General features: G+C 31.9%; 31 protein-coding genes. 17 read left to right on the top strand and 14 right to left on the bottom strand.

What is annotated here, in order from left to right:
- Positions 1 to 977: 977 nt before the first annotated feature.
- The 4 genes from H600_RS0114265 to rpsF all read right to left on the bottom strand — a co-directional run bounded on the left by H600_RS0114265 (position 978) and on the right by rpsF (position 2,751).
- Positions 978 to 1,451 carry a DUF6495 family protein gene (locus H600_RS0114265; protein ID WP_026729426.1) on the bottom strand — a complete coding sequence of 158 codons (474 nt, stop codon included), beginning with the start codon at positions 1,449 to 1,451 and terminating at the stop codon, positions 978 to 980.
- Between the two features lie 147 nt (positions 1,452 to 1,598).
- The gene (gene rplI, locus H600_RS0114260; protein ID WP_026729425.1) at positions 1,599 to 2,039 is read right to left on the bottom strand and encodes a 50S ribosomal protein L9; all 441 of its coding nucleotides are present in this window, start codon (positions 2,037 to 2,039) and stop codon (positions 1,599 to 1,601) included.
- Positions 2,040 to 2,107: 68 nt separating this feature from the next.
- Positions 2,108 to 2,404, bottom strand: a complete 297-nt coding sequence (gene rpsR, locus H600_RS0114255) for a 30S ribosomal protein S18 (RefSeq protein WP_002987043.1) — start codon at positions 2,402 to 2,404, stop codon at positions 2,108 to 2,110.
- A gap of 5 nt (positions 2,405 to 2,409) precedes the next feature.
- Positions 2,410 to 2,751, bottom strand: coding sequence for a 30S ribosomal protein S6 (rpsF, locus tag H600_RS0114250; protein ID WP_026729424.1), 342 nt, complete (start codon positions 2,749 to 2,751; stop codon positions 2,410 to 2,412).
- A 178-nt stretch (positions 2,752 to 2,929) separates the two neighbouring features.
- On the opposite strand from rpsF, the gene H600_RS0114245 reads away from it, so the two are divergent.
- Positions 2,930 to 3,628: a LytR/AlgR family response regulator transcription factor gene (locus H600_RS0114245; RefSeq protein WP_026729423.1), complete on the top strand. Its 699-nt coding sequence runs from the start codon at positions 2,930 to 2,932 to the stop codon at positions 3,626 to 3,628.
- Here H600_RS0114245 and priA read toward each other — a convergent pair.
- From priA to nadC, 8 genes are all read right to left on the bottom strand, one after another.
- Positions 3,625 to 6,072 (bottom strand): replication restart helicase PriA, encoded by a 2,448-nt coding sequence (gene priA / locus H600_RS0114240; protein WP_026729422.1) that lies wholly within the window; start codon positions 6,070 to 6,072, stop codon positions 3,625 to 3,627. The genes H600_RS0114245 and priA overlap by 4 nt on opposite strands.
- Before the next feature lie 45 nt (positions 6,073 to 6,117).
- Positions 6,118 to 6,522 (bottom strand): type II toxin-antitoxin system VapC family toxin, encoded by a 405-nt coding sequence (locus H600_RS0114235; protein WP_026729421.1) that lies wholly within the window; start codon positions 6,520 to 6,522, stop codon positions 6,118 to 6,120.
- The gene (locus H600_RS0114230) at positions 6,522 to 6,758 is read right to left on the bottom strand and encodes a hypothetical protein (RefSeq protein WP_026729420.1); all 237 of its coding nucleotides are present in this window, start codon (positions 6,756 to 6,758) and stop codon (positions 6,522 to 6,524) included. The genes H600_RS0114235 and H600_RS0114230 overlap by 1 nt, the downstream gene beginning before the upstream one ends.
- An 80-nt stretch (positions 6,759 to 6,838) precedes the next feature.
- Positions 6,839 to 7,585 (bottom strand): subclass B1 metallo-beta-lactamase, encoded by a 747-nt coding sequence (gene bla-B1-FLAV / locus H600_RS0114225; protein WP_026729419.1) that lies wholly within the window; start codon positions 7,583 to 7,585, stop codon positions 6,839 to 6,841.
- Between the two features lie 16 nt (positions 7,586 to 7,601).
- Positions 7,602 to 8,027, bottom strand: coding sequence for a DUF2147 domain-containing protein (locus H600_RS0114220; protein ID WP_026729418.1), 426 nt, complete (start codon positions 8,025 to 8,027; stop codon positions 7,602 to 7,604).
- Between the two features lie 2 nt (positions 8,028 to 8,029).
- Positions 8,030 to 8,953 (bottom strand): YihY/virulence factor BrkB family protein, encoded by a 924-nt coding sequence (locus H600_RS0114215; RefSeq protein ID WP_026729417.1) that lies wholly within the window; start codon positions 8,951 to 8,953, stop codon positions 8,030 to 8,032.
- Positions 8,954 to 8,986: 33 nt separating this feature from the next.
- On the bottom strand, positions 8,987 to 9,385 hold the full coding sequence (locus H600_RS0114210) for an NUDIX hydrolase (protein WP_026729416.1): 399 nt from the start codon (positions 9,383 to 9,385) through the stop codon (positions 8,987 to 8,989).
- 56 nt (positions 9,386 to 9,441) lie between these two features.
- Positions 9,442 to 10,299, bottom strand: a complete 858-nt coding sequence (gene nadC / locus H600_RS0114205; RefSeq protein ID WP_026729415.1) for a carboxylating nicotinate-nucleotide diphosphorylase — start codon at positions 10,297 to 10,299, stop codon at positions 9,442 to 9,444.
- Positions 10,300 to 10,501: 202 nt separating this feature from the next.
- Here nadC and H600_RS0114200 point away from each other — a divergent pair, with 202 nt between their 5' ends.
- The 7 genes from H600_RS0114200 (at position 10,502) to rlmH (ending at position 16,095) form a co-directional block, all read left to right on the top strand.
- Positions 10,502 to 11,602 (top strand): DNA alkylation repair protein, encoded by a 1,101-nt coding sequence (locus tag H600_RS0114200; RefSeq protein ID WP_026729414.1) that lies wholly within the window; start codon positions 10,502 to 10,504, stop codon positions 11,600 to 11,602.
- A gap of 321 nt (positions 11,603 to 11,923) precedes the next feature.
- Positions 11,924 to 12,805, top strand: coding sequence for a pirin family protein (locus tag H600_RS0114195; protein ID WP_026729413.1), 882 nt, complete (start codon positions 11,924 to 11,926; stop codon positions 12,803 to 12,805).
- Positions 12,806 to 12,807: 2 nt separating this feature from the next.
- Positions 12,808 to 13,203, top strand: coding sequence for an OsmC family protein (locus tag H600_RS0114190; protein WP_026729412.1), 396 nt, complete (start codon positions 12,808 to 12,810; stop codon positions 13,201 to 13,203).
- 4 nt (positions 13,204 to 13,207) lie between these two features.
- Positions 13,208 to 13,492: a GNAT family N-acetyltransferase gene (locus H600_RS0114185; RefSeq protein WP_026729411.1), complete on the top strand. Its 285-nt coding sequence runs from the start codon at positions 13,208 to 13,210 to the stop codon at positions 13,490 to 13,492.
- A gap of 191 nt (positions 13,493 to 13,683) precedes the next feature.
- Positions 13,684 to 15,099, top strand: coding sequence for an amidohydrolase family protein (locus H600_RS0114180; RefSeq protein WP_026729410.1), 1,416 nt, complete (start codon positions 13,684 to 13,686; stop codon positions 15,097 to 15,099).
- 125 nt (positions 15,100 to 15,224) lie between these two features.
- Complete coding sequence (locus tag H600_RS0114175; protein WP_026729409.1) at positions 15,225 to 15,527, top strand: antibiotic biosynthesis monooxygenase family protein; 303 nt, start codon at positions 15,225 to 15,227, stop codon at positions 15,525 to 15,527.
- A 94-nt stretch (positions 15,528 to 15,621) separates the two neighbouring features.
- Positions 15,622 to 16,095: a 23S rRNA (pseudouridine(1915)-N(3))-methyltransferase RlmH gene (gene rlmH / locus H600_RS0114170; RefSeq protein ID WP_026729408.1), complete on the top strand. Its 474-nt coding sequence runs from the start codon at positions 15,622 to 15,624 to the stop codon at positions 16,093 to 16,095.
- A gap of 39 nt (positions 16,096 to 16,134) precedes the next feature.
- On the opposite strand, the gene H600_RS0114165 is transcribed toward rlmH, so the two are convergent.
- Entirely contained in the window at positions 16,135 to 16,767 is a 633-nt protein-coding gene (locus tag H600_RS0114165) for a hypothetical protein (protein ID WP_026729407.1), read from the bottom strand.
- Between the two features lie 48 nt (positions 16,768 to 16,815).
- A complete protein-coding gene (gene folP / locus H600_RS0114160; RefSeq protein WP_026729406.1) occupies positions 16,816 to 17,640 on the bottom strand; it encodes a dihydropteroate synthase in 825 nt (274 codons plus the stop codon).
- 261 nt (positions 17,641 to 17,901) lie between these two features.
- On the opposite strand from folP, the gene H600_RS0114155 reads away from it, so the two are divergent.
- The 9 genes from H600_RS0114155 (at position 17,902) to H600_RS0114105 (ending at position 25,379) form a co-directional block, all read left to right on the top strand.
- Positions 17,902 to 18,441, top strand: coding sequence for a DUF1599 domain-containing protein (locus H600_RS0114155; protein WP_026729405.1), 540 nt, complete (start codon positions 17,902 to 17,904; stop codon positions 18,439 to 18,441).
- A 116-nt stretch (positions 18,442 to 18,557) separates the two neighbouring features.
- A complete protein-coding gene (locus H600_RS0114150) occupies positions 18,558 to 19,679 on the top strand; it encodes a BT_3928 family protein (protein ID WP_026729404.1) in 1,122 nt (373 codons plus the stop codon).
- Positions 19,680 to 20,186: 507 nt separating this feature from the next.
- Positions 20,187 to 20,696 (top strand): TlpA family protein disulfide reductase, encoded by a 510-nt coding sequence (locus tag H600_RS0114135; protein WP_026729402.1) that lies wholly within the window; start codon positions 20,187 to 20,189, stop codon positions 20,694 to 20,696.
- Between the two features lie 44 nt (positions 20,697 to 20,740).
- Entirely contained in the window at positions 20,741 to 21,493 is a 753-nt protein-coding gene (tpiA, locus tag H600_RS0114130; RefSeq protein WP_026729401.1) for a triose-phosphate isomerase, read from the top strand.
- Between the two features lie 170 nt (positions 21,494 to 21,663).
- The gene (prmA, locus tag H600_RS0114125; protein WP_026729400.1) at positions 21,664 to 22,497 is read left to right on the top strand and encodes a 50S ribosomal protein L11 methyltransferase; all 834 of its coding nucleotides are present in this window, start codon (positions 21,664 to 21,666) and stop codon (positions 22,495 to 22,497) included.
- 35 nt (positions 22,498 to 22,532) lie between these two features.
- Complete coding sequence (locus tag H600_RS0114120; RefSeq protein ID WP_026729399.1) at positions 22,533 to 22,808, top strand: ATP-dependent Clp protease adaptor ClpS; 276 nt, start codon at positions 22,533 to 22,535, stop codon at positions 22,806 to 22,808.
- Between the two features lie 64 nt (positions 22,809 to 22,872).
- A complete protein-coding gene (locus tag H600_RS0114115) occupies positions 22,873 to 24,156 on the top strand; it encodes a sterol desaturase family protein (protein ID WP_026729398.1) in 1,284 nt (427 codons plus the stop codon).
- Complete coding sequence (locus H600_RS0114110) at positions 24,153 to 24,833, top strand: lysoplasmalogenase (protein ID WP_026729397.1); 681 nt, start codon at positions 24,153 to 24,155, stop codon at positions 24,831 to 24,833. The genes H600_RS0114115 and H600_RS0114110 overlap by 4 nt, the downstream gene beginning before the upstream one ends.
- A gap of 93 nt (positions 24,834 to 24,926) precedes the next feature.
- Positions 24,927 to 25,379: a hypothetical protein gene (locus H600_RS0114105; protein ID WP_026729396.1), complete on the top strand. Its 453-nt coding sequence runs from the start codon at positions 24,927 to 24,929 to the stop codon at positions 25,377 to 25,379.
- Positions 25,380 to 25,390 lie beyond the last annotated feature (11 nt).

Below are 25,390 nucleotides of genomic sequence, written 5' to 3'. Positions count from 1 at the left end.
AAATACTGATCTAGACCAATCTTCCTGATGAAGTGATTTGTTTGAATTTTAATTTTCATAATGAAAAATTAAATTAATATGTATGGGAGAATAAAAAAAATGTTGTTTCAATACCAATAGAAATTGATTAGGCTTCTATAAATCATAGTACTCTGGAAATACTAAATTGAAACTTTAAATAAAAAATTGAAATCGAATTTTCACAAATACGACACAACGTTATTCATTAACATACCGCCAACTGGGTTTAGGAAATGAGCTACTACAATAAATATATTTTTGAAATAAATCCAGAGTTGGATTCAATGAAACTTTGCGAACAAATTTCAAAGCCTTAAGAAAGCTAAAAAATAAAATAATAACAATTTGAACACTTAATGCAAACACGATAACAAAAGTAATTGTCAATTCCATACGCATATAAATTAAGTTACTTACAATATTGAAAACGGATTATAGTCAAAGGCCAAAACATTAAACAAAAACATTCAAAAGAATGCCACTTAAAAAAACAATTAAATAATTTTGTTTAACGTTTCTATTTCAAAAATAACAAAAATAAAAACAAAAAACAATCGAATATTCTTATTTTTTTCACATACTCAAGATTAAAAAACTCAAATAAGGGGTGTTAATATAAGAAAAAACCGCGTTTTAACTAGATAATCTAAACTTTACGAAGTGTGTAAAAACAACGTTTATTTGTGGTTAATTTTTTTAAAAGAAATAAAAAACTTACAAAAATTAAATTTCAAACGATATAGTTTTAACATAAAAACCAACAAAGATTTAAAAACATGCATTTCATTATCTGAATCCTTAAAAAATTGACAAATATCAAACAAACAGGTAAAAGTACTTGGCTAAAATAATTTTAAAGATTAAACAAATGTTAAAAAAATAAAAAAAGTTAAACAATTTACCTGCAAACTGTTTAACCTTCATTTATAATAAAAAAAAAAAAAAAACTATCTACTTTAAGACTCTATAATTGTATTAATTTGTTTAAACAATTGTCCATCACTTAAAAAAGCACCTTGTTGAATCAATTCAAAAATAGAAGTATTTCTATCCTCAGTAAATACTTTTTTGCCAACTTTCATTTCAATAGTTTCCGTAAACATATTATCACCTAACCATTGCAAACCTTCCTGAGTTAAGAAATCTGTTTCCGGAACTAGCGATTTCAACACGATAGATTGGACATGAGTTTCAAAGCATTGAAAAAGAAAAATATGATTTTTTGAAAAATGCTCCAAAAATTCAGCCCTTGACAAAACACCTTCCCAGATTAAATCTGAAAAAACATCTAATTCTTGTTCAGCAACTTCCGGTTTATTTATCTTAAGAGAATCCCACTCTGCTTTATCAATTGCCTGAGTAGCCAAAAAACTGGCAAATTCGGCATGCAATTCATCAAATTGTTCTTTTGTTAATCTTGCGTATTTCATTTTTATTTTAGGCTTTATGCTTTACGTTGTAAGCTTTAAGCAATACGCTATAAGCTACCAACCATAAGTCTAATTATTACTATTGATGTGTATTAAACAAAAAAAATCCCGATTTTCATCGGGATTTTTGTATAGTTTTTAAAACTATTACTTTTCAGCAACAATTTCGTAAGCTAATTCAACGATTACATCTCTGTGTAAACGAACTGTAGCATTGTATTTTCCTAAACGTTTTACAACACCGCTAGTGATGAATTTTCTATCGATAGCATTACCAGATTTCTCTAAAGCTTCAGCGATATCGATGTTAGTGATAGAACCAAAAAGTTTCTCTCCACCAGCTTTTGCAGTAAGTTTAATTTCAAGAGCTTTTAAAGTTTCAGCTAATGCTTTAGCATCAGCAACAACTTTAGCTTCTTTGTGTGCTCTTTGTTTTAGGTTTTCAGCTAAAACTTTTTTAGCAGAAGGAGTTGCTAAAGTAGCAAAACCTTGAGGAATTAAAAAGTTACGACCGTAACCAGGTTTTACAGATACTACATCATCTTTAAATCCTACGTTTTGTACGTCTTGTTTTAAAATAATTTCCATGTTGTTGTCCTTATATTTTAGAAGTTAGGTTCTGATAAAACAGAAACCAGCGACTAGATTTTTTTATACTATTTTAATAAATCGGCCACGTATGGCATTAAAGCTAAGTGACGAGCTCTTTTTACAGCTACAGAAACTTTTCTTTGGTATTTCAATGAAGTTCCAGTTAAACGACGAGGAAGAATTTTTCCTTGCTCATTTACGAATTTCAATAAGAAATCAGCATCTTTATAATCGATGTATTTGATTCCTGATTTTTTGAAACGGCAATACTTTTTAGTTTTGTTAGTTTCAATGTTTAAAGGCGTTAAATATCTGATATCTCCGTCTTTTTTTCCTTTTGCAGATTGCTCGATTGTAGACATAATAATTACGCTTTAGTAGATTTTAATTTAGCTCTTCTTCTTTCCGCCCATGAAATAGCATGTTTGTCTAAACTTACAGTTAAGAAACGCATAACTCTTTCGTCACGTCTAAATTCAGTTTCAAAAGCTACAAGAACTTCTCCAGCTACTTTGAATTCGAATAAATGGTAAAAACCACTTTTTTTGTTTTGGATTTCGTAAGCCATTTTTTTAAGACCCCAATCCTCTTTCGATACCATTTCAGCTCCTCTACTAGTAAGAAATTCTTCAAATTTCGTTACTGTTTCCTTCACCTGAACCTCAGATAAAACGGGATTTAAAATGAAAACAGTTTCATAATGATTCATAAATACAATATTTATTTGTTAAAATTGGGTGCAAAAGTAATCATTAATTTTAAAAAAACAACACTTTTTTGCTTTTATTCGTCATACTACAAAAAATATATGCTCAGTTTAGGTTTTTTTACAAAAAAAATAATACTTTTACTAATGCTATCCTGAATTTATTCTAAATTTAAATGTTATGAAACTAAACTGTGTTGTTGTAGATGATAGTTCTATACAGAGGACCATTATTGCAAAATTAGTTAATAATCACCCAGGTTTGCACTTAATCGGGGATTTTTCTAATGCAATAGAAGCAAAAAGCTGTATCTCTTTAAATAATATCGATTTAATATTTCTAGATATTGAAATGCCAGTTATTAACGGTTTTGACTTCCTTGACGGACTAAAATCAAAACCGCAAATTATATTTATTACTTCTAAAGCAGAGTACGCTTTAAAAGCTTTTGACTATGATGCCACCGATTATCTGCAGAAACCAATCGCGGTCGATCGATTCAACGCTTCTGTCAAAAGAGCAATCGATATGCACTTGCTTAAAAAAGAAGTCAAAGAAGAAGAAGGCGAACATATTTTCATCAAAAGTAATCTTAAAAAACTAAAAATCTTTACTGCAAAAATCAAATGGATCGAAGCATTTGGAGATTATGTTAGAGTGGTTACAGAAGATGACAGCAATTTGGTTCTTTCAACTATGAAATCTTTTGAAAACGATTTATCAAAAGATAAATTTATTCGTGTGCACAAGTCCTATATTATTAATATTGATAAAGTAGAACGCTTCAACAGCAAATTTGCAGAAATTGGAATTACAAAAATTCCGTTAAGCCGAAACAAAAAAGAAGATTTGGTTAAAGCTTTATCTACTTCGTCTTAATAGAAATCGACATTCACAACAACTTTTATAGCTCTGTATTGAGCAACAGCTTCAAAACTATTCAGCATTTTCTGAATAGTTTTTTTTGTGTTTCCTAAATGCAGGTTTTGCGGGATCTTAATTAATATCGTTCTGATATATTCATTTCTGATTCTGCTGATTGCCGGTTCTTCCGGACCTAAAACCGGCATGTTCAAATTTTGGCTCAAAACCTGATACAACCACATCGAGCCTTCTTTCAATTTATCAAAATCTTTATGCTTTATAGTAAGCTTTATTATTCTGAAATAAGGAGGATATTTATAGATTTGGCGATCGTATAATTGTTCCTTATACATACCTGCATAATTATGATTGGTAACCTGCTGAATGGTATTATGATTTGGATTATAAGTCTGAATCACAACTTTACCTTGTTTTTCTGATCTTCCTGCTCTTCCGGCAACCTGAGTCATCATTTGAAAACTGCGCTCAAAAGCTCTAAAATCCGGATGATGCAACATATTATCGGCATTCATAATTCCGACCAAACTTACATTATCAAAATCCAAACCTTTAGCCAACATTTGTGTCCCGACTAAAATATCGATTTCTCTATTTTTGAATGTATCAATGATTTTCTCAAAGCCAAATTTTCCACGTGTAGTATCCTGATCCATTCGCGCCGTTTTGGCTTTTGGAAAAAGAGAAACAAGCTCCTGCTCAATTTGCTCTGTTCCAAAACCTTTTGTTGTCAAATCAATACTCGAACAACTATGACAATGCGTTGGTTTTGCAATCGAATATCCACAATAATGACAACGCAATTGGTTTTTAAATTTATGAAATGTCAAACTCACATCGCATTGCTGACAATGAGGCACGTGTCCGCAAGTCAAACATTCTATTATAGGAGAATATCCTCTTCTGTTTTGGAATAAAATAACTTGTTCACCCAAAGACAAAGCTTCGGCAATTTCCTCGATTAAAAGATCACTAAAATGCCCCGTCATTTTTTTTCTGAAATGCTTGTCTTTCAAATCCACCAAAACAACTTCAGGCATACGAACATTTTTATAACGTTCTGTAAGCGTTACTAAACCGTATTTATCATTCTGCGTATTAAAATAAGTCTCAATACTTGGCGTTGCTGATCCTAATAAAACTTTGGCATTATGAAAATTAGCCAAAACTATCGCGCTGTCTCTCGCATGATATCTTGGCGCAGGATCTGTCTGTTTAAAAGTCTGCTCGTGTTCTTCATCAACAATCAATAATCCTAAATCATTAAAAGGCAAAAACAAAGCCGACCTCGCTCCTATTACAATTTGTGCTTTTGGTGAATTTTCGAGCGTTTGTTTCCAAACTTCAACTCTTTCATTATTGCTGTATTTCGAATGAAAAACTGCGACTTTATCTCCAAAATGAAGCCTTAAACGAGAAACCAATTGAGTCGTCAGTGCAATTTCAGGAAGCAAATACAAAATCTGTTTTCCTGTTTGCAAATATTCTTCGATTAATTTAATGTAGATTTCTGTTTTTCCGCTTGACGTAACGCCGTGAAGAAGACAAACTTCTTTTTCTAATAAACTATTTTTAATTTCATTGAAAGCAGTCTCTTGAGCATCGCTTAATTGCAATTGCTTTTCTGAAGCTTTTCCATCAAAAGAAACTCTGTCATGTTGCAGATAATATTCTTCAAAAATTTCTTTTTCAATTAAAGCTTTCACAACTGCCGATGTCACATTCGAAACTTCCGTAAGTTTTTTTACTGTGATGGGCTTTTTTTCTGAAGCTGAAAGTTGAAAATAAGCTAATACAATTTCTTTTTGTTTATTAGCATTTTTCAAAACTTCAAGCAATTCTCCCAAACCTTGATCTGTTTCGTATTGAGAATGTAATTTTACGTAACGAACCAATTTCGGCTTGTAACTTTCTTTTATTTCTTCTTCTAAAACAATAATATCTTTTGCCATTAATTTTTGAAGAATCGGCAGAATATTTTTTTTGTTCAAAATTGAAATTATGTCCTGAACTTTGAGGGAACTTTGATGTTGTAAAGCTTCATAAATCAAAAACTCATCATCTGAAAGTTCAGAGTCATTTACAACAGTTTCAGGTTTATTCGAAATTATAGTTTCGCTTTCTAATAATAATCCTGTTGGAAAAGCACCTCGATATACATCGCCAATTCCACACATATAATAATTCGCAACCCAAAGCCAATGTTTAATTTGTGTCTCAGTTGCAATTGGTTTTTCATCTAAGATTTGATGAATCTCTTTGGCATCATATAAATTCGGCGCATTTTCATGAATATCTAAAACAAGTCCTGTATAGATTTTATTTTTAATAGGTACCGCCACCCGCATTCCTTTTTTTATAAAATGGAATTCAGCCTCAGAAACACGATAAGTAAGGGGCTTAACTGAGGAAAGCGGTAAAATAACGTCGATAAAAAACATGTAGTAATTTTAAAAAATTGAGAAATGACGCAGAACAATCAATATTTAATTTCTTTCAAACCAATTCTCCATCTGAATTCCGTCTAAAAGTTTAAAATCCTTAGTATTATCTGTAACTAAAATCAATTGATTCTCAACTGCGGTAACTCCAATTAAAAGGTCAAATTCATCATTCATTGGCTTTCCGATTTTTCGAAGTCTAACCTTCTCAATAGCATATCTTTTAATTGAACCAAAAATTGGAATTATCGTCAAACCTCTTAAAAAGACATCCACAGCTTTATTCGATTTTACTGGATCATCGCTGTTTTCTGCACCAAAACGAAGTTCCGCAACTGTTATTTCTGAGATATAACAATTTTCTAAACCAACTTGTTTCACCATTTTATCAAGATTAAGTTTTCCTCTAAGAAAGAAAACGCAAATACTTGTATCTAATAAATACCCCATTAAAACTTAATTTCTTTGTCCTTAAAGTTTCTATTAGATTTTATTTCTGAAACAATTTCCTCTGCAGATTTTTCAGATGCAAAAGCTCCAAAAGATTTATAAAAACTATTCTCTTTTGATTTATTACTTTTTAAAGATTTTGTAAGTCGTTCTATAAGTTCAATTTTATTAGAAAAACTAAGCCCTTCAAATAAGTTTGAATAAGTTTCAAGTATATTTTTATCTGTTACTGTCATTTCGATTTTTCTTAATAATTACAATTACAAAATTAAACTATTTTTAGGCTTTAATTATACACCACCGAGATTTATAAAATTTACTTTTTCTCGAAAGATTTTTGAGCTAAATATTCATCAACCAATTTCAAAGTATGATTTAAAGATTCAATATTTTTCCAATCTTCATGACCTGGAATAATATACTTTGGATTTTTAAACTTTGACTTCACTTTTGCAATTGATTTCTTCCATTCTTTCACATCAGCATCACCTAAATAACCAAGATCCTGAGCATCGGCACTTTTTATAAAACAAGCTCCATAAAGTACTTTTTCTTTATCAAACCAGACCACAATATTATCTGGCGCATGACCTTTTCCTGGATAATAAACTTCAAAAGAATACTGTCCGACTTCAAAAGTCTTGTCATTCGGAATTATAAATTCGGCTCTCGGTTCATTTTTCTTTTTCAGAATCTCATCTGTCAATTTAATAGAATAGGTTTTAATTCCTTTTTTTCTGTAAAAGTCGAATCCTCCCGCACGGTCTTCATGTGAGTGTGTAGCAAAAAGCATTACGACTTCTTTATTATGTTTTGCTTTTATTGAATCTAATAAAGGCTGAAATTGTGTTTGATCCCATGGAGCATCAAACAGAACAACTCCTTTATCTGTAACCAGATACATGGCATTGGCAGAAATCAACGTTCCTTTATAATCATGAAACGTTTTATAAACATAAAAGTCACCCGTAAGATGACTTATTTGTAATGGCGAATTCTTAGATTGTCCAAAGCTATTTGCAGTTAAAACTAAGAATAAAATTATCGAAGCTAATTTTCGCATGTATTTTTTGAATTAGTTATTTCACTCGTGTCCAGTATTGTGTTCTTCCCATTAAAGAAATCCCAACATACCCGCGAAGTTTTAATTTATCAGCAGATTCTAAAGTGATATAACATTTGTATTTTTTACCATTTGTAGGATCTAAAATAGTTCCGTCATTATATTCTGAACCGTCTTTTTTAAGACCGTTGATAATCACCATTCCTATAATTGGTTTGTTTTTTTCAGCACCATCGCATTTGGAACAAACATCTTTTTTATGATTTTCACGAAGTATCTCAACAACCTTTCCGTAAATTTTCCCTCCTTTTTCGTAAACCTCTACGATTGATTTTGCTTCTCCGGTTTCGTCGTCAATTGTTTTCCATTTTCCAATTACACTTTGACTTTGCATGGTCAGCGCAAAGAAGAACACTCCGATAGTTAGCATCAAATTTTTCATACTTATTTATTTTTTTTTTGTTTTAATTTTCTGATTGTAGCGTTCAATTCGAACCCTAAAAGCAGAATCATACAGTTTATCCAAATGTAGAACATTAGAATTAATAATGTCCCAATTGAACCATAAAGTTCGTTATATTTTGAGAATTTTATAACCCAAATCCCAAAAAAGAACGAAGATATAACAATTAAGACCGTTGTAAAAACAGATCCAATACTTATAAAAGGCACTTTATTGTACTGTTTAGTACCATAACGCAATAATATTGAAGATGTTATCAAAATCATTAAAACAACAAACAAATATCGGCCCAAAATAATCAACGGAATTCGATCACTAAGCACATCTTGAATGATTGTTTTTTGAATAAATACCTCAAAAACTACAATTGTTGCCACTGTTACGAACAAAATTATGGTCATTACAAGCGAAATAGCCAGCGCAACCAAATATTGATGCAAAAACCCACGTTTATCAAAAACATGTTTAGACGATTCAAAACCGCTCAGGATTCCGTTAATACCGTTCGCCATCAAGAAAATCGAAAGAAAAAAACCGGTTGACAATAATCCCGAGTGACTATTGTTTAAAATATCGCTGATAATTTTACTGATGGCATCAAAAGTATTTGGAGGAACACTTTGTTGCACAAACTGAAGAAAATCATCCTGAAAATTATCAATCGGGATAAACGGAATTAAGTTTAAAATAAATAAAGCAAACGGAAATAAAGCCATAAAAAAACTAAAAGAAACCGCACTCGCATGATAAGAAAATGCACCGTCAATAATTCCGATGACGTACATTTCGATCAAATCATACAGCGAAAAACCCTCAAGCCAAGGCAATTTTATTTTCTTTAAAAGTCGGGCTAAAGAGCGCACCACAGGCAGTTTCTCAATCCGAGCTTCTATCTCTTGCGACATATTTATTTGATTTTAGATTTTAGAGTTCAGATTTTAGATTAATAATCCGCTTTCTTTGAGATGTTTAAATATAATTTTATCGACTTCTGATATTATATCTAAATCATTATAATTTAACCATCTAATTTCTTCTATTTCATTGTTCTCTTTTAGCTCTCCAATGTAATTAGCTTTGTAACACGTCATTTTTACATTAATTCCTTCAACAGCGCCGTCTGATTGGGCTATAAACGTTCCCACATATTCAATAGTTTCATTTATTATTTCAACACTTAGCTCTTCTTGAATTTCTCTGCTTAAAGTTTGATGGTCAGTTTCATTATTTTCTCTTTTACCTCCTGGAATATAATATTTGGTTTTACCTTTCGATTTTGTGCTTAAAATTTGATTATTTTCAATTTTTATCAATGCTATTTTATCAATTTCTTTCATCGGGCTTTCCTTTTAACTGATACCTAACTCATAACTTATAACTAATAACTCATAACTTAAAAAGCTTTTAAGCTCAAATCCATATTATAAACAGAATGCGTCAAAGCTCCAGACGAGATATAATTTACACCGCAAAGACCGTACCCGCGAATTGTTTTTTCGTTGATATTTCCTGAAGATTCTGTCTGGCATTTTTTACCAATTAAATCCACAGCCTTTTTGGTATCTTCATAATTAAAGTTATCAATCAAAATTCTGTGAACGCCGTCGCTTAACAAAATTTCACGAATTTCATCAAGATTTCTAGCTTCAACAATAATCTTCAAATCTAAATTATTGGCTTTTAAAAACTCTTTGGTTTTTTTGATTGCAAGCGTAATTCCGCCAGCAAAATCAATATGATTGTCTTTCAGCATAATCATATCATACAAAGCATAACGATGATTTTCGCCTCCGCCAATTTTTACTGCCCATTTTTCGGCCACTCTAAAATTTGGAGTTGTTTTGCGTGTGTCTAAAATTTTCGCTCCAGTGCCATCTAAAAGTTGCATCAAATGATTTGTTTTTGTCGCAATAGCCGACATACGTTGCATGGTATTCAAAACCACTCTTTCGGATTTTAAAATCGACTGAGAACTTCCCGAAACTTCAAAAACGACATCGCCATATTCTACATGCGTTCCGTCTTCGATAAAAGTCTTTACTTTTAATTTTGGGTCAACAAATTCAAAAATCATTTTCGCCAAAGCAACACCCGCAATAATTCCCTGATCTTTTACCAATAATTTCGCCTGACCGTGAGCCGTATCCGGAATACAAGCCAACGAACTGTAATCGCCCGGGCCAACATCTTCTCTTATGGCATTGCTTATCAAAAGTTGTAATTCTGCCTGAAATTGCGCTTCGCTTATCATTTTTCTGTTTTTAATAATATGCTAAATTAGGATATATTTTATGGATTTGAAAGTTTACTTAACATGAAAAATTTTTCAAAACATTAAAATTTTCTTTTTTAACTATTAAAATATTCAGAAAAAAAAGTTACAATTCTTAACAAAACTTACTCCCATAATAAACGTTCAATTAAATATCTTTGAGGTTCATTCAAACAAAATCATGGGATTAATTAAAGATATTTATTCGGTTTCTTTTTACGAAAAATTTGGTCAGGCTGTCGCCGAAGTACATCCAACATTCAATAAACAAAAATTTATTGAAGCAATCTACGAAGGCGATTTTGCACAAAAAGAATGGAAAGAAAGAATGAAACATACAACTGTTGTATTTCATCAATTTATGCCTCAAAATTTCCCTGAAGCAGTTTCTTTAATTGATAAAATCATTGAAAATTTAAAGAAAAACAATTTTGCAGAAAGTAATTTGGCTTTCATCTTTTTTGCTGATTATATCGAAATATACGGTTTAGACGATTTTAAAACTTCGGCGAAAGCCTTTGTTTCCATCACACAGTTTATAAGCTGTGAATTTGCCGTTCGTCCTTTTATTTTAAAGTATAAAGAACAAATGATTGATGAAATGGTAAAATGGTCTTTACACGAAAATCATCATGCTCGTCGTTTAGCCAGCGAAGGTTCCCGCCCGAGATTACCGTGGGCAATGGCGATTCCGTTTCTTAAAAAAGACCCAACTTCTATTCTTCCAATTTTAGAGAATCTAAAAAACGATCCTTCAGAATATGTTCGCCGAAGCGTTGCCAATAGTTTAAATGATATTGCAAAAGATAATCCGCAGATTGTTCTTGAAATTGCCTCGAAATGGAAAGGCCACGGCAAAGAAACGGACGGAATTATAAAACACGGATGTAGAACTTTATTAAAACAAGGCCATCCTGAAATTTTAAGTCATTATGGTTTAGAAAGTACCAATATTGAACTTTCTTCTTTTGAAATTAAAACACCAATCGTAAAAATTGGTGATTATTTGCAGTTTCAATTTCATTTAAATAATAAAAATGAAGAAGCAAAAACGATTCGTTTAGAATATGCTGTTCATTATAAAAAAGCAAAAGGACATTTGGCTAAAAAAGTCTTTAAAATCAGTGAGAAAGTGTATCATCCAAATCAATTGACTAAAGTTGAACGAAATCAGTCTTTTAAGTTAATTACGACTAGAGTTTTTCATATTGGAGTTCATCAATTGTCGATTATTATTAATGGAACGGAAAGTGAAATTTTGGAATTTGAATTGATTGATTAAATGTAAATTATTCCCGTTTTAGTGCTCCAGCGGAGCAAAATATTTATAGAAAAACCATATTAAGGTCAAAAAAAGCTCCAGCGGAGCGACATTTATTTCGCCCCGCTGGGGCTCTATTGGATGTGATATTTTTATTTTCTATAAATATTTCGTCCCGATGGGACTTTTAAACTTAAATTTAATCATATCCTAAAAACTGAACCAACGTTTTTTCTTATTTTTATAATTCAAAAATCCAAAAACAACTTTTCTTAATCTAAATTAAGTTACAGATTTCTATCACAACTGTAATTTTGTTTTCAAATCAAATCAAAATACCACATGTCAAATATCAGTTTAATTATCGAAGAACGCTCAGCCAATATTGGCAACTTTATGGTAGGTCGATTATTACCTTTCCGTGAAAAAAGAGCTGTTGGGCCATTTGTATTTATCGATCATATGGGACCTGCACATTTAAGTGATCATGAAAATATGGATGTTCCTCCGCATCCGCATATCGGACTTTCAACACTAACTTTTTTGTTTGAAGGAAGTATTATGCACCGCGATAGTTTAGGAACAGAATTAGAAATAAAACCCGGAGCAGTAAACTGGATGACAGCCGGAAAAGGAATTGTACATTCTGAAAGAACTCCAGAATATTTAAGACATTTAGACAAAATGCTTCACGGATTACAAATTTGGGTGGCGCTTCCAAAAGAATTGGAGCAAATGGATCCGAATTTCACTCATGTTGAAGCAGATGATATTCCGGCTTGGGAAGAAGACGGTATTTCTTATAAATTAATCGCCGGAGAAGCTTTCGGAAAAAAATCGCCAGTTCCTGTTTATAGTCCGTTGTATTTTATAGAAATCAAAAGTACAGAAGCCAAAAAAATCAATATTGGAAGTCATTTATTTGGCGAAAGCGGTTTATATATTTTAGAGGGAAGCATTAAAAACGGTGAACATGTTTATGATCCGAGACAAATTTTAATTACAACTGAAGCTTCTCTTTGTGAGTTCGAAATTTCTGAAAATTCAACCGTTTATATCTTTGGCGGACAGCCGTTTCCTGAAGAACATTTTATCTTTTGGAACTTCGTTTCTTCGGATAAAGAATTAATCGAAAAAGCAAAAAAAGACTGGACAGAACAGACTTTCCCCAAAGTCCCAGGAGAAACCGAATTTGTTCCTTTACCTGAACCAAGAATCAAATAATTATGGATACAATATCTGCAAAAATAGATACGCGTTTGTATCGCACAGAAATTACTTCTGCAAGTGGCAATATCTTAATTTCAGATGAACCACAAGAACTTGGAGGAAAAAATTTAGGTTTAAATCCTACTGAACTTTTGGCTTCATCATTAGCATCTTGCACATTAATTACTTTAAGAATGTACATTAATCGCAAGCAATGGAATGTTGAAGAAATCAATATCAAAATTGATTTTGAAAGAGATTCAGAGCGAAATTGTACCTCATTCACCAGAAGAATTGAAGTAATCGGTGAAGTTGACGAAACACAAAGACAAAGATTAGAAACGATTGCAAACAGCTGTCCAATTCACAAAACATTGACACATTCAATTGAAATCAAAACCACATTAATTTAAAAACATGGAAATTCAACAAATAAACGATACAAGAAGAGGCTATTTTGAAGCAATTGAAGACGGAAAACAAGCTGGAAAAATGACTTACACTTGGGCAGGAGATTCAAAATTCATTATCGATCACACTGAAGTAAGCCCAGAATTCAACGGAAAAGGTGTTGGAAAAAAACTAGTTATGGCTTCAGTAGAATATGCAAGGGCAAACAACTTAAAAATTATTCCGCTTTGTCCTTTTGCTAAAAGCGTTTTTGATAAAGTTGAAGAAATTCGTGATGTACTTTTTTCTTGAGTTACAAAGGTTCAAAGTAACAAAGGTTCAGAGGTTTTAGTATAGAGACGCACAACAGTGCGTCTTTTTTTTATTTAATCATTTCTTTAAAAACTTTGTCCCTTTGAACCTTTGAGCCTTTGTCCCTTAAAAACAAAATTTTCAAATTTCTCCGAAAACTCGTATATTTGCGCGTAATTTAAACTTAATGTATGACAAGGATAATTACGCTTTTCTGTATTTTTATAGCACAAATCGGCTTTTCTCAAACTGCTGAAAGTTATTTAGAAAAAATCAGAAATAATGAAGCTCTCTTAACCGCTTTTTTTCAACAAATGCCAAAAGGAGGCGATTTACACCACCATTTTTCAGGATCAATTTATGCAGAACCACTTTTAGAAAGAGCCATTTCTGAGAATTTTTATTTGAATTTAGAAAACTTAGCAGTTTCGAAAACAAAACCAGAAAAAGGAAATTGGGAAAGCTTCTCCTCTCTTAAAGAAAAAGGAAAATTAGATTATTACGAACAGCAAATTATGCAAACCTGGTCGATTAAAGATTATAATGGTTCCGTTCCTTCTGATGATCAATTTTTTGACTCTTTTATGAAATTCGAGCCAACTATCGCAGGTCATTTTGCAGAAGGAATGCTTGAATTAAAAAAGCGTGCCATTGCCGAAAATGTAAGTTATATTGAAACACAATTATCGACAATTCCGTGTGATATGAATGTTTCTGATTTATCGGATTTTAATTCAAAATTACGTCAGGCTTCTGCACAAAAAGATGAAAAAGCAGTTTTAAAACTTTTAGACGAGTTATACAAATCGCTCCAGAAAAAAGAGGCTAAAAAATACGCCGAAGATTTTAATACCAATTTCTTAACAAAACTTCATAAAGACTTAAAAATTGACGACGAAAAATTCACAATGCGTTATCAGAACTTTGTACTTCGTTTTATGGAGCCGGTCGATTTATTCAAAAATCTGGTAATTGCTTTTATTTCGTCAAGCGAAAGTAAATTGACCGCGGGTGTAAATATCGTTTCTCCGGAGCACGGACAAACTTCCATGAAAGATTACTGGCTTCACATGGTTATGTTTAAATACTGCCACGATAAATTTCCGAATGTAAAATATACACTTCACGCGGGCGAATTGACTTTAGGTTTGGTTCAGCCCGAAGATTTAACTTGGCACATTAACGACGCGATTTATATAGCTGGCGCTAACAGAATTGGTCACGGAGTTGATATTGCATACGAAGTAAATTCATACGATTTGTTGAAATATATGTCGAAAAACAATATTCCGATTGAAATCAATTTAACCAGTAATGAATTCATTTTAAAAGTAAAAGAAAACAGACATCCGTTTACACTTTACAAAGAATTTAATGTGCCAATTGTAATCAGCACAGATGATGCAGGAATTCTAAGAAGCAATATGACCGAACAATATGTTTTATTGGCTAAAAGATATCAGGATGTTTCGTATGCAACTATAAAAAAATACGTTTACAATAGCATTAATTATAGTTTCATTCAAGATGATTCGGTTAAAAAACAATTGATTAAAAATTTAGATAATCGATTTAAAATTTTTGAAGCGAAGTTTTCTAAAAACTAATCTTTGCGAAAATTGCACGCAGATTTTAAACAGATTTAAGCAGATAAACACAGATTTTTATGCTAAAACATTAAAAATAAATCTGCTTAAATCTGTAAAATCTGCGTGAAAAAAATATTTTTATTATGATACTAGAAGCCGTATATCTTTTTATAAAACCTGAGTTAGCATCAACATTTGAAGCTGATTTTGCAAAAGCAAGCCAATACATTTCATCAATCGATGGTTATTTAGGTCATCGTTTAGAAAAATGTCTTGAAGTCGAAAACAAATATCTTTTATTGGTCGATTGGAATACGCTTGAAGATCACACCATTGGTTTCAGAACTTCAGAAGCGTATTTGGAATGGAAAAAGATTTTGCATCATTATTACGAACCGTTTCCAATTGTAGAACATTTTGAAACGGTTTATGAGAATAAAAAATAGAGCTTAAATTGGACCACAGATTATGCGGATTAAACTGATTAACACAGATAAATTTGTGAAAATTTGTGAAATTCGTGGCAAAAAAACTTTACAAATGAACATCAAACTTATTGCAATAGGAAAAACAGACAACAAATCGCTTCAAACTTTGATTGACGATTACACCAAACGTTTGTCGTTTTACATCAAATTTGATTTAGAGATTATTCCTGATATCAAAAACGTAAAAAACTTATCTGAAAGTCAGCAAAAAGAAAAAGAAGGCGAATTGATTTTGTCAAAGCTTTCCGCAACCGATCAGTTAATTTTATTGGATGAAAACGGAAAAAACTTTTCCAGCGTTGGTTTTTCTGAAGAATTGCAAAAGAAAATGAATTCTGGAGTAAAAACATTAGTTTTCGTAATTGGCGGACCTTACGGATTTTCTGAAACGGTTTACAAAAAAGCTCAAGGCAAAGTTTCACTTTCGCTGATGACGTTTTCACATCAAATGGTTCGCTTGTTTTTTATCGAACAATTGTATCGCGGATTTACGATTTTACGAAATGAACCTTATCATCATCAATAAAGTTTAATCGTTAATTTGTTTAATTGTTTAATCGTAAATCTAAAAAATAAATTCTTCGTTTGTGAGATTCATCTCTGGAACAGGAAACTTTAAAGTGCTAATAAAAATTTTGTTTTTTATATAAGCGTCGTAAGTAATGTTTTTGTCAAAAGAAAACATATACTTATTTGGTTTGTCACTAACCATATTATCAAAATAATGTTGTAATTCCGATTTCCCAACTGAAATGCCGTTTACTAAAACTGAATTATCTTTTTTGAAATAAACTACTACTCCAAATTTAGGTTTCTCCATTTTATAATACACTTTCGTGAAAGGCAAAAAAGCTAAATTCTTTCCAATTGAATCTGCGTAGGAATAATAATTTTGGGCATTTTCGTTTTTATGCGCGCTGTCGCCTCGTTTTTTCTCCTGTAATTTAATTACTTCCGGAATTATCAATTTTAAAGGTAAACGTTTGTCAATATTGAAAATCCAATTGGTGGAGATGATGCTGTTTTTTCTATTTACATCAGCAATGGTGTCATTTCCTTTAACTTTAAAAAAGATGTAAATTGGCGAATGATCTTGTACATCTTTTACAATTGTAATGTTTGATTTTGGGAGTAAAACGTCTTCTTTTTTTCCACAGGAGAAAAGAAGGAAAGCCATAATTAAAGAGATGTATTTCATATTTTTTATTTTCAGCAAACAGTTTGTCAATTCCGAGGAACGAGGAGATTAAATATACAATTTGTTGTATAAAGCAACACATTCCACCGCCTCTTTCACATCATGGACACGTAAAATTTTAGCGCCTTTAGTCAACGCAATTGTATTCAAAAACGTTGTTCCGTTTAAAGCTTCTTGTGGCGTTATATTAAGCGTTTTATAAATCATGGATTTTCTTGAAATCCCGACTAAAACTGGTAATTCCAACAAATTAAAAAGTTCCATCTTTTGCATCACTTCATAATTTTGATCGGTTGTTTTAGCGAAACCGAAACCCGGATCTAAAATCAAATCGTTGATTCCTAAACTTCTTGCTTTTTTTACTTTTTCAGAGAAATAAAAAAGCATTTCTTTAACAATATCGTCATATTGCGTCAAACTCTGCATTGTTTGAGGATTTCCGCGCATGTGCATCATAATATAAGGAACATTATATTTTGCAATAACCTCAAACATTTTATCGTCAAGTTCGCCCGCTGCGATATCGTTTATAATTGCTGCGCCACTTTCAATACTTGCTTTTGCAACTTCGGCCCTAAAAGTGTCGATGGATAATAATGCGTTTGGAAAATGCTTTAAAATCAATTCTATGGCTGGAACAATTCGGTCGATTTCTTCTTGTTCCGAAACAAATTCTGCACTTGGCTTGCTGGAATAGGCACCAATATCGATAAACGTTGCTCCTTCAGAAATCATTTTATCGACTTGCGAAATAATCTCGTCTTCGTTTTTATATTTTCCTCCGTCAAAGAAAGAATTTGGCGTAACATTCAGGATTCCCAGAACTTTAGGAATCGAGAAATCGATAAGTTCGCCTTTACAGTTAATAGTCATTGTTTATTTTATTTCAGGTTTCAAGTTTCAAGTTTCAAGTTGATGCAGATTGCACAAGTTCTGGAACTTAACCCGAGGCTGAAAGCCGAACTGACGAAGCAAACGTGAAACCTGAAACTTGAAACATTATTTTCAATTTCAAGTTTATCCCTGTTAACACTTTGTTTAGAAAAAACTTGGAACAAAGAAAACCTGAAACTTGAAACTCTTAAAAAATTATCCTTATTTTTGAAAAAATTTAAGCAAATATACAGCATATAAATGAAGAATACTTCCCAAGAATTTGATAATGTTATCGCGATTTGCCGAACATTGTACATCAATAAAATGAAAGATTACGGCAGTGCATGGAGAATTTTAAGACTTCCGTCATTGACCGATCAAATTTTCATCAAGGCGCAACGAATCCGAAGTTTACAGGAAAATGAAGTCCGCAAAGTGGATGAAGATGAAAAAGGAGAATTTATCGGAATCATTAATTATTCTATCATGGCTTTGATTCAGTTAGAATTAGGCGTAGTTGATCAGCCGGATCTTGACGTTGAAAAAGCAACTGAATTATATGATGCTAAAGTTAAATTGACAAAAGATTTAATGGAAGCCAAAAACCACGATTACGGAGAAGCTTGGCGTGATATGCGCGTGAGTTCTTTAACTGATTTGATTCTGCAAAAACTCCTTCGCGTTAAGCAAATTGAAGACAACAAAGGAAAAACTTTAGTTTCTGAAGGAATTGATGCTAATTATCAGGATATGATTAATTATTCTGTTTTTGCTCTGATTCTTAATCCTATCAAATAAATATTTAGCCACGAATTTCACTAATCTCCACGAATTGATTTGTGAAAATTTGTGAAATTGCTCCGCCAGTTCGCTATCGCTCGGGTCGTGGCAAAAAAAATCCCAAATAAATTATCATGAAAAACATCATTACCCAATTTTCCCGATTATTTGTCGGTGTATTATTTATCATTTCTGGATTAATCAAATTAAATGACCCAGTTGGATTCTCTTATAAACTAGCTGAATATTTCAGTGAACCAGTTTTCAACATGCCATTTTTAGAGCCTTTGGCTTTAGGATTAGCAATCTTTTTGGTGATTTTAGAAGTAGTTTTGGGCGTAATGCTTTTGGTGGGTTATAAATCAAAATTGACGATTTGGGCTTTATTATTATTAATCGTTTTCTTTACCTTCCTTACCTTCTATTCTGCTTATTTTGATGTAGTAAAAGATTGCGGTTGTTTTGGAGACGCTTTGCATTTAACGCCTTGGCAATCATTTACCAAAGATATTGTTTTACTTTTCTTTATCTTGATTTTATTCATCAACAAAAAATTAGTAAAACCATTATTTTCAAAAATGCTTACTAATATCGTCGTATTAATCAGCATTATTCTTTGTGTATTTATGGCAGTTTGGGTTTTAAATCACAATCCGATTAAAGATTTCCGCCCGTATAAAGTTGGAACCAATATTGAAAAAGGAATGGAAATTCCAGAAGGCGCTCCAAAATCTGTGGTTGAGATGATTTTCATTTACAAAGTAAACGGAGTAGATAAAGAATTTACTGAGAAAGATTTAATGAACATTCCTGAAGGCGCCACTTTTGTTGACAGAAAAGACAAAGTAATTACAGAAGGATATGTTCCGCCAATTCACGATTTCACGATGACAAAAGATGATTCTGACTACAAAGCAGAATTTTTGCAGGACCCTAAATTAGTGATTTTTGTAACTTATGACTTGGCTTTATCGAATCCTGAAGGAATGAAAAAATTAGAAAAAGTAAATCAAGACGCAAAAGCAAAAGGTTATAAAGTAATTGGGATGACCGCTTCTGGACCTGACGAAATTGCAAAAGCTAAAAAGCAATATGGTTTGAATGTTGATTTTTATTTCTGCGACGCAACAGCTTTAAAAACGGTTGAAAGAGCAAATCCGAGCATTGTAGTCTTGCACAAAGGAACAATTGTTCAAAAAGTACATTACAACGACGTCGATGATTTGAAATTATCTGATGTTGCGTATGGTATTTAAAAGCAACTTTAATAAAAACGACGCCAATATTCTTTTTGATTATTGGCGTTTTTTTTTGTTTTTGATTTTTTTAAATAGTAAAAATGGTCAATGCGACGTTGAAATATTTTAACAATTTATGAAAAATCAGATGGCTTTTTCCTTGCAAAAAATGGGCAAATGAAAATTATGATTTGAATTGATCTTTGAATAAAAAACAGATAGAAAGTCTTCGAAAAAAAATTAATACCGAAGACTTTTTTGATTCCGTCACGACGTTTTTTCTTCTTTAAAATTTCTTTCAAAACAAAAAAATCAATCCGTTTTTCATCTTTTGAAAAATGCAATCAAAAAAACTCAGGAATTTTAACCCAACTATTACGATTTCACTCCCCTTTTTCTAACCGAAATTCCATGTTTTGTTACAAAATAAACGACTGTTCAAATTTTGTTAATCTCCATTTGGCATTCCATTTGTTTGTTTAACTTTGTGAATTCAGTACTTAATTAAAACAATTAAAATATAATATGAAACAATTAGCCCTAGTCGTTATTGCGTTTATAACATTCTCTTGCTCTCAAGCTCAGAAAAAAGAATTTTCAAAAGAGGCTTTATCTGAAAAATTATTAGCTTCAGACGGAAGCCAAGTTGCTTTCAAAAACATTCTAAAAAAATACAAAGGAAAAACTTTAGTTATTGAAGTTTGGGCTTCATGGTGTGGTGATTGTGTAAAAGCAATGCCAAAATTAAAAGAATTACAAGCCAATAACCCAGATGTGTCTTACTTATTTATTTCAGCAGATAAAACGGCAGATAAATGGAAGGCTGGAATTGAAAAACATGAATTAAAAGGCGATCATTATATGATGAATGATGGTATGAAAGGTCTTTTTGGAAAAGCTATCGACTTAGATTGGATTCCGCGTTACATCATTGTTGACAAAACAGGAAAAATTGCGCTTTATCGTGCCATTGAAACAGATTTTGTTAAAATCGACGAAACATTAAAAGGTTTAAAAGATAACAAGGCATTTTAAATTAAAAAAAACAAAAAATTAAAAGAATAATAAAAACTACCAAAATGAGAAAATCGATTGTTGCAGGAAACTGGAAAATGCATAAAAATGCTGCACAGACTGAAGAATTATTGAATGAATTAATTGCTAAAATTCCAGCAAAAACTAATGCACAAGTAATTGTAGCTCCAACTTTTGTAAACTTACAAGCGGCTGCTTCAAAATTAAAAAACACACCAATTGGAGTTTCTGCTCAAAATGTTCACCAAGCTGAAGGCGGTGCTTTTACAGGAGAAATTTCTGCAGATATGTTGACAAGCATTGGCGTTAATACAGTAATTTTAGGTCACTCTGAGCGCAGAGCTATTTTCCACGAAACTGATGCATTAATCGCAAACAAAGTTGATACAGCTTTGAAACATGATATGACAGTAATTTTCTGTTTTGGAGAAGAATTAAAAGATCGTCAATCTGGAAATCACTTCAATATTGTTGAAAATCAATTACGTGACGGTGTTTTCCACATTGCAAAAGAATCTTGGTCTAAAATTGTTTTGGCTTACGAACCAGTTTGGGCTATCGGAACAGGAGAAACTGCTTCACCAGAACAAGCTCAGGAAATGCACGAATTCATCAGAGAAACTATCCGCAAAGCTTTTGGAGCTGAAATCGCTGACGAAGTTTCTATTTTATACGGTGGTTCTGTTAAGCCAGAAAACGCAAAAGAAATCTTCTCTAAACCAGACGTAGATGGTGGTCTAATTGGAGGTGCCGCTTTAAAAGCTGATGATTTCTTGGCAATTGTAACAGCTATCTAATTTTAGATTTTAGATTTTAGATTTTAGATTTTGAAATCTTACATTATAAAAAAAAGTGTTCGCCACGGCGAACACTTTTTTGTTTTAAATTATTCTTAAATTATCAATGTTCTGATAAATTTATAGACAACTTTTACTTTGTATTCTTACCTTTGCAAAAATTTTTATTTATGTCGAACATCTATTTAGGATATCATTTTACAATCGAACCAAAAGAATTGGGTTCTGAAATTTTAGTTGCGGAATTGGGCGAAAAAGCGTTTGAAAGTTTCACAGAAACTGAAAACGGAATTTCGGCTTTTGTAAAGAAAGATTTATGGGATGAGAATATTCTGGATGATATTTACATTTTACAATCTGAAGAGTTTAAAATTGAATATACAGTTGAAGAAATCGATCAGGTAAACTGGAACGAAGAATGGGAAAAGAACTTTGAACCAATAGATGTTGACGGAAAATGCCACGTTCGTGCTCCATTTCATCCAAAAACTGACGCAGAATTTGATATCGTAATTGAGCCTAAAATGAGTTTTGGAACAGGTCATCACGAGACAACTCACATGATGATTCAGCATTTATTAGAAATGGATGTAAAAGGTTTAAAAACTCTTGATATGGGTTGCGGAACTGCTATTTTGGCTATTTTAGCTGAAATGAAAGGCGCTGAACCAATCGATGCCATTGACATTGACAACTGGTGTTATTTGAACTCTATTGAAAATGCAGAACGCAATAACTGCAAGCACATCAGCGTTTATGAAGGCGATGCGGCTTTATTGGCAGGAAAAAAATACGATTTGATTATTGCTAATATCAACAGAAATATTTTGTTGAACGATATGCAAGCTTATGTTGATTCTTTGAACCCAAAAGGAATTATTTTATTCAGCGGTTTTTATGAAGAAGACATTCCGTTTATTGATGCGTCTTGTGTTGAAAAAGGGCTTACATATGTTAAAAAATTTCAAAGAAACAACTGGGTTTCATTAAAATACGTAAATTAGTTACAGTTAATTACAAAGTACAAAAACGAAACAAGATGAGTACTAAAGAAAAAGTAAGAGAAAGAGTTCGCGAGAAAGAAGCAACGGTTTTTAATAATGAAATTATTGTTTATAATGACGATGTAAACACTTTTGACCACGTAATTGATACTTTGATGCGTGTATGCAGCCACACGGCGGAACAAGCAGAACAATGTTCTTTAATTGTACATTACAACGGAAAATGCACTGTAAAAACGGGTCCGCTTGACAAGTTAAAACCACAATGTACACAACTTTTAGAAGCTGGATTGAGCGCAGAGATTGTTTAATTGCAAATAATTTAAAAAGCATTCTATTTTATTCTATATTTGGATAAAATAGAATGCTTTTTTTATGGAAGAATACGGAAAAATACTAATCATTGCGATGCCCGTTTTTTTGGCTTTAATCATTTTTGAAAAAATTTATGGCATTTATAAAAAAAACGACACGGCACCTTTAATCGACAGCGTATCGAGCATCAGTTCCGGAATCACTAATTCGGTAAAAGATGTATTGGGCTTGAGCATTACTTTTATTTCCTATGAATGGCTTGTTTCTAAAATTGCTTTACAACACATGGAACCAAGCGTACTCTCCTATTTTATAGCTTTTTTTGTTATTGATTTTTACGGTTATTGGAGCCACCGATTGGCGCATCAAATCAATTTTCTTTGGAACAAACATGCTATTCATCACTCCAGCGAAGAATTTAATCTTGCGTGTGCATTGCGTCAGCCTATTGCTAGTTTAGTGAACCTTTTTACATTTTTATTGATTCCCGCAGCACTTTTGGGAGTTCCAGCTTCAGTCATTGCAATTACGTTGCCGCTTCATTTGTTTTTACAATTTTGGTACCATACCAAACATATCAACAAAATGGGCGTTTTGGAACATATTATTGTAACGCCTTCACATCACCGAGTGCATCATGCCATAAATCCTGAATATTTAGATAAAAACCACTCACAGATTTTTATTTTTTGGGACAAATTATTTGGTACTTTTCAAGCCGAATTAGATGATGTTCCACCCGTTTTTGGCATCACGAGACCAGCAAATACTTGGAATCCAATAAAAATTAATTTTCAGCATTTAACACTCCTTATTAAAGATGCTTGGCGTGCTGAAAACTGGAATGACAAATTCACTATTTGGTTTAAGCCAACTGGTTGGAGACCCAAAAATTTTGAAGAGAAATATCCGGTAAACAAAATTGAGAATGTATTTGATTTTGAAAAATATGGTACACAAAACTCACAAAAACTAATTTATTGGTCCGTTGCTCAAGTGCTAATAACACTTTTGTTTGTCAGTTATTTGTTTGATAATATTGCCAAAATCGGTCTGCCAAACATTTTTATCTACGGATTTTTCATTTTTATAACAATATATAGCTACAGTGAGTTAATGGATAAAAGCAAATATGCCATTTTGTGGGAAGGATTCCGATTTAGCGCTGCAATTGGAATCATAACTTACAACGGAGACTGGTTTGGCTTAAATACAATTTTTTCGTTTTCTAATTACATCATTTTGATTTACTTAGGAATATCATTTTTAACCACAATTTATTTTGTAACTGTCGATTTCAAAAACAATCAAAACCAAACCATAAATTCATTAAACCCTTTATGAGAAACGCCACATATTTTAAAATTTTCATTGCTTTTTGCTTTGTCTATCTGCTTATTTTGATCTTAGGATATGAAAGTTTTGATTTGTTTTTAAAACCTATTTTAATTCCGCTATTAAGTTTTGGCGTTTATTTTTATAGATCATTTCCAACAAAAAACATGTTATTGCTTGCTTTATTATTTTCATGGATTGGTGACGTTATTCTACTTTTTGCAGATTTGGGCGAAATTTATTTCATTCTCGGATTAGTTTCTTTCCTAATTTCACATATCGTTTATTGTGTTTTATTCAACAAACAACCAAAAATCAAAAAGAAAAGAAATTTTATCATTTTTGGAATTGGAAGCGTATTGATTGCCTTATATTTAATTGGAATGTTATCTGTTTTACTGCCTACTTTGGGCGATTTGCAAATTCCTGTAATAGTTTATGCAAGTGTAATTTCGATTATGCTTTTATTTGCTTTTAACGGATATTTGGTGTGGCAAAAACCGGGGAACTTGTATGTTTTTTTTGGTGCAATTGCTTTTGTAATTTCAGACAGCATTTTGGCAATTAATAAATTTTATGCTCCATTTGAGAAAAGTTCTTTTTTTATAATGCTGACCTATCTTGTGGCACAATATCTGATTGTAGTTGGTATATTAAAAGTTAATCCGAAAAAAGTTGATTCATAATTAACTTGATTTTGATTTTCACAGAAAAAAAAATTAAAACCATTTTTTGTGAATAAAAAGCCTATACATTTGTATGACCAAAACTCTCAAACCATGAAAAGAATATTCTTTTTTTTAATTTTATTATTTTCTGCAGTTTCCTGCATGAGTACAAAATCGACTTTAAAAAATGTTGATGACAATGCTCCCGATTTAATTTTGAAAAAAGACAATACGTTTGCCATTACACTTTTTGCAAAAGACAAAAAATACGGTTACGACCCTGATTATCCAGTTAATATATTCTATCGAAACACCAAAGATGAAGCGCTAAATGAAACGCGTTTTCTGAATGCTTTGGCTGGTCCAAAAGGCGAAAAAATCACTTATAAACGCATGGAAACTTGTTGTCCTTTTCCAACAAAACGAAGCGACATGGGAGCAGGATTTTTAAATGTTTATGAATTGACTTGGGAAGGACAAAAAAAACCAATTACACTTTATTTAAATATTTACGAAAAAGGAATTTTAATGGTTCCGATGGGATTGAGTTTGAAGCAGAATTAATATGCTCTCAA

The sequence above is a fragment of the Flavobacterium denitrificans DSM 15936 genome (assembly GCF_000425445.1).
GTDB classification, from domain to species: domain Bacteria; phylum Bacteroidota; class Bacteroidia; order Flavobacteriales; family Flavobacteriaceae; genus Flavobacterium; species Flavobacterium denitrificans.
This window is presented reverse-complemented; position numbering and strand designations above follow the sequence as displayed.

Bases quoted from the DNA above. Each gene is read 5' to 3' on its own strand.
- H600_RS0114265 (WP_026729426.1), bottom strand. From the start codon at position 1,451: ATGAAATACGCAAGATTAACAAAAGAACAATTTGATGAATTGCATGCC.
- rplI (WP_026729425.1), bottom strand. From the start codon at position 2,039: ATGGAAATTATTTTAAAACAAGACGTACAAAACGTAGGATTTAAAGAT.
- rpsR (WP_002987043.1), bottom strand. From the start codon at position 2,404: ATGTCTACAATCGAGCAATCTGCAAAAGGAAAAAAAGACGGAGATATC.
- rpsF (WP_026729424.1), bottom strand. From the start codon at position 2,751: ATGAATCATTATGAAACTGTTTTCATTTTAAATCCCGTTTTATCTGAG.
- H600_RS0114245 (WP_026729423.1), top strand. From the start codon at position 2,930: ATGAAACTAAACTGTGTTGTTGTAGATGATAGTTCTATACAGAGGACC.
- priA (WP_026729422.1), bottom strand. From the start codon at position 6,072: ATGTTTTTTATCGACGTTATTTTACCGCTTTCCTCAGTTAAGCCCCTT.
- H600_RS0114235 (WP_026729421.1), bottom strand. From the start codon at position 6,522: ATGGGGTATTTATTAGATACAAGTATTTGCGTTTTCTTTCTTAGAGGA.
- H600_RS0114230 (WP_026729420.1), bottom strand. From the start codon at position 6,758: ATGACAGTAACAGATAAAAATATACTTGAAACTTATTCAAACTTATTT.
- bla-B1-FLAV (WP_026729419.1), bottom strand. From the start codon at position 7,585: ATGCGAAAATTAGCTTCGATAATTTTATTCTTAGTTTTAACTGCAAAT.
- H600_RS0114220 (WP_026729418.1), bottom strand. From the start codon at position 8,027: ATGAAAAATTTGATGCTAACTATCGGAGTGTTCTTCTTTGCGCTGACC.
- H600_RS0114215 (WP_026729417.1), bottom strand. From the start codon at position 8,953: ATGTCGCAAGAGATAGAAGCTCGGATTGAGAAACTGCCTGTGGTGCGC.
- H600_RS0114210 (WP_026729416.1), bottom strand. From the start codon at position 9,385: ATGAAAGAAATTGATAAAATAGCATTGATAAAAATTGAAAATAATCAA.
- nadC (WP_026729415.1), bottom strand. From the start codon at position 10,299: ATGATAAGCGAAGCGCAATTTCAGGCAGAATTACAACTTTTGATAAGC.
- H600_RS0114200 (WP_026729414.1), top strand. From the start codon at position 10,502: ATGGGATTAATTAAAGATATTTATTCGGTTTCTTTTTACGAAAAATTT.
- H600_RS0114195 (WP_026729413.1), top strand. From the start codon at position 11,924: ATGTCAAATATCAGTTTAATTATCGAAGAACGCTCAGCCAATATTGGC.
- H600_RS0114190 (WP_026729412.1), top strand. From the start codon at position 12,808: ATGGATACAATATCTGCAAAAATAGATACGCGTTTGTATCGCACAGAA.
- H600_RS0114185 (WP_026729411.1), top strand. From the start codon at position 13,208: ATGGAAATTCAACAAATAAACGATACAAGAAGAGGCTATTTTGAAGCA.
- H600_RS0114180 (WP_026729410.1), top strand. From the start codon at position 13,684: ATGACAAGGATAATTACGCTTTTCTGTATTTTTATAGCACAAATCGGC.
- H600_RS0114175 (WP_026729409.1), top strand. From the start codon at position 15,225: ATGATACTAGAAGCCGTATATCTTTTTATAAAACCTGAGTTAGCATCA.
- rlmH (WP_026729408.1), top strand. From the start codon at position 15,622: ATGAACATCAAACTTATTGCAATAGGAAAAACAGACAACAAATCGCTT.
- H600_RS0114165 (WP_026729407.1), bottom strand. From the start codon at position 16,767: ATGAAATACATCTCTTTAATTATGGCTTTCCTTCTTTTCTCCTGTGGA.
- folP (WP_026729406.1), bottom strand. From the start codon at position 17,640: ATGACTATTAACTGTAAAGGCGAACTTATCGATTTCTCGATTCCTAAA.
- H600_RS0114155 (WP_026729405.1), top strand. From the start codon at position 17,902: ATGAAGAATACTTCCCAAGAATTTGATAATGTTATCGCGATTTGCCGA.
- H600_RS0114150 (WP_026729404.1), top strand. From the start codon at position 18,558: ATGAAAAACATCATTACCCAATTTTCCCGATTATTTGTCGGTGTATTA.
- H600_RS0114135 (WP_026729402.1), top strand. From the start codon at position 20,187: ATGAAACAATTAGCCCTAGTCGTTATTGCGTTTATAACATTCTCTTGC.
- tpiA (WP_026729401.1), top strand. From the start codon at position 20,741: ATGAGAAAATCGATTGTTGCAGGAAACTGGAAAATGCATAAAAATGCT.
- prmA (WP_026729400.1), top strand. From the start codon at position 21,664: ATGTCGAACATCTATTTAGGATATCATTTTACAATCGAACCAAAAGAA.
- H600_RS0114120 (WP_026729399.1), top strand. From the start codon at position 22,533: ATGAGTACTAAAGAAAAAGTAAGAGAAAGAGTTCGCGAGAAAGAAGCA.
- H600_RS0114115 (WP_026729398.1), top strand. From the start codon at position 22,873: ATGGAAGAATACGGAAAAATACTAATCATTGCGATGCCCGTTTTTTTG.
- H600_RS0114110 (WP_026729397.1), top strand. From the start codon at position 24,153: ATGAGAAACGCCACATATTTTAAAATTTTCATTGCTTTTTGCTTTGTC.
- H600_RS0114105 (WP_026729396.1), top strand. From the start codon at position 24,927: ATGAAAAGAATATTCTTTTTTTTAATTTTATTATTTTCTGCAGTTTCC.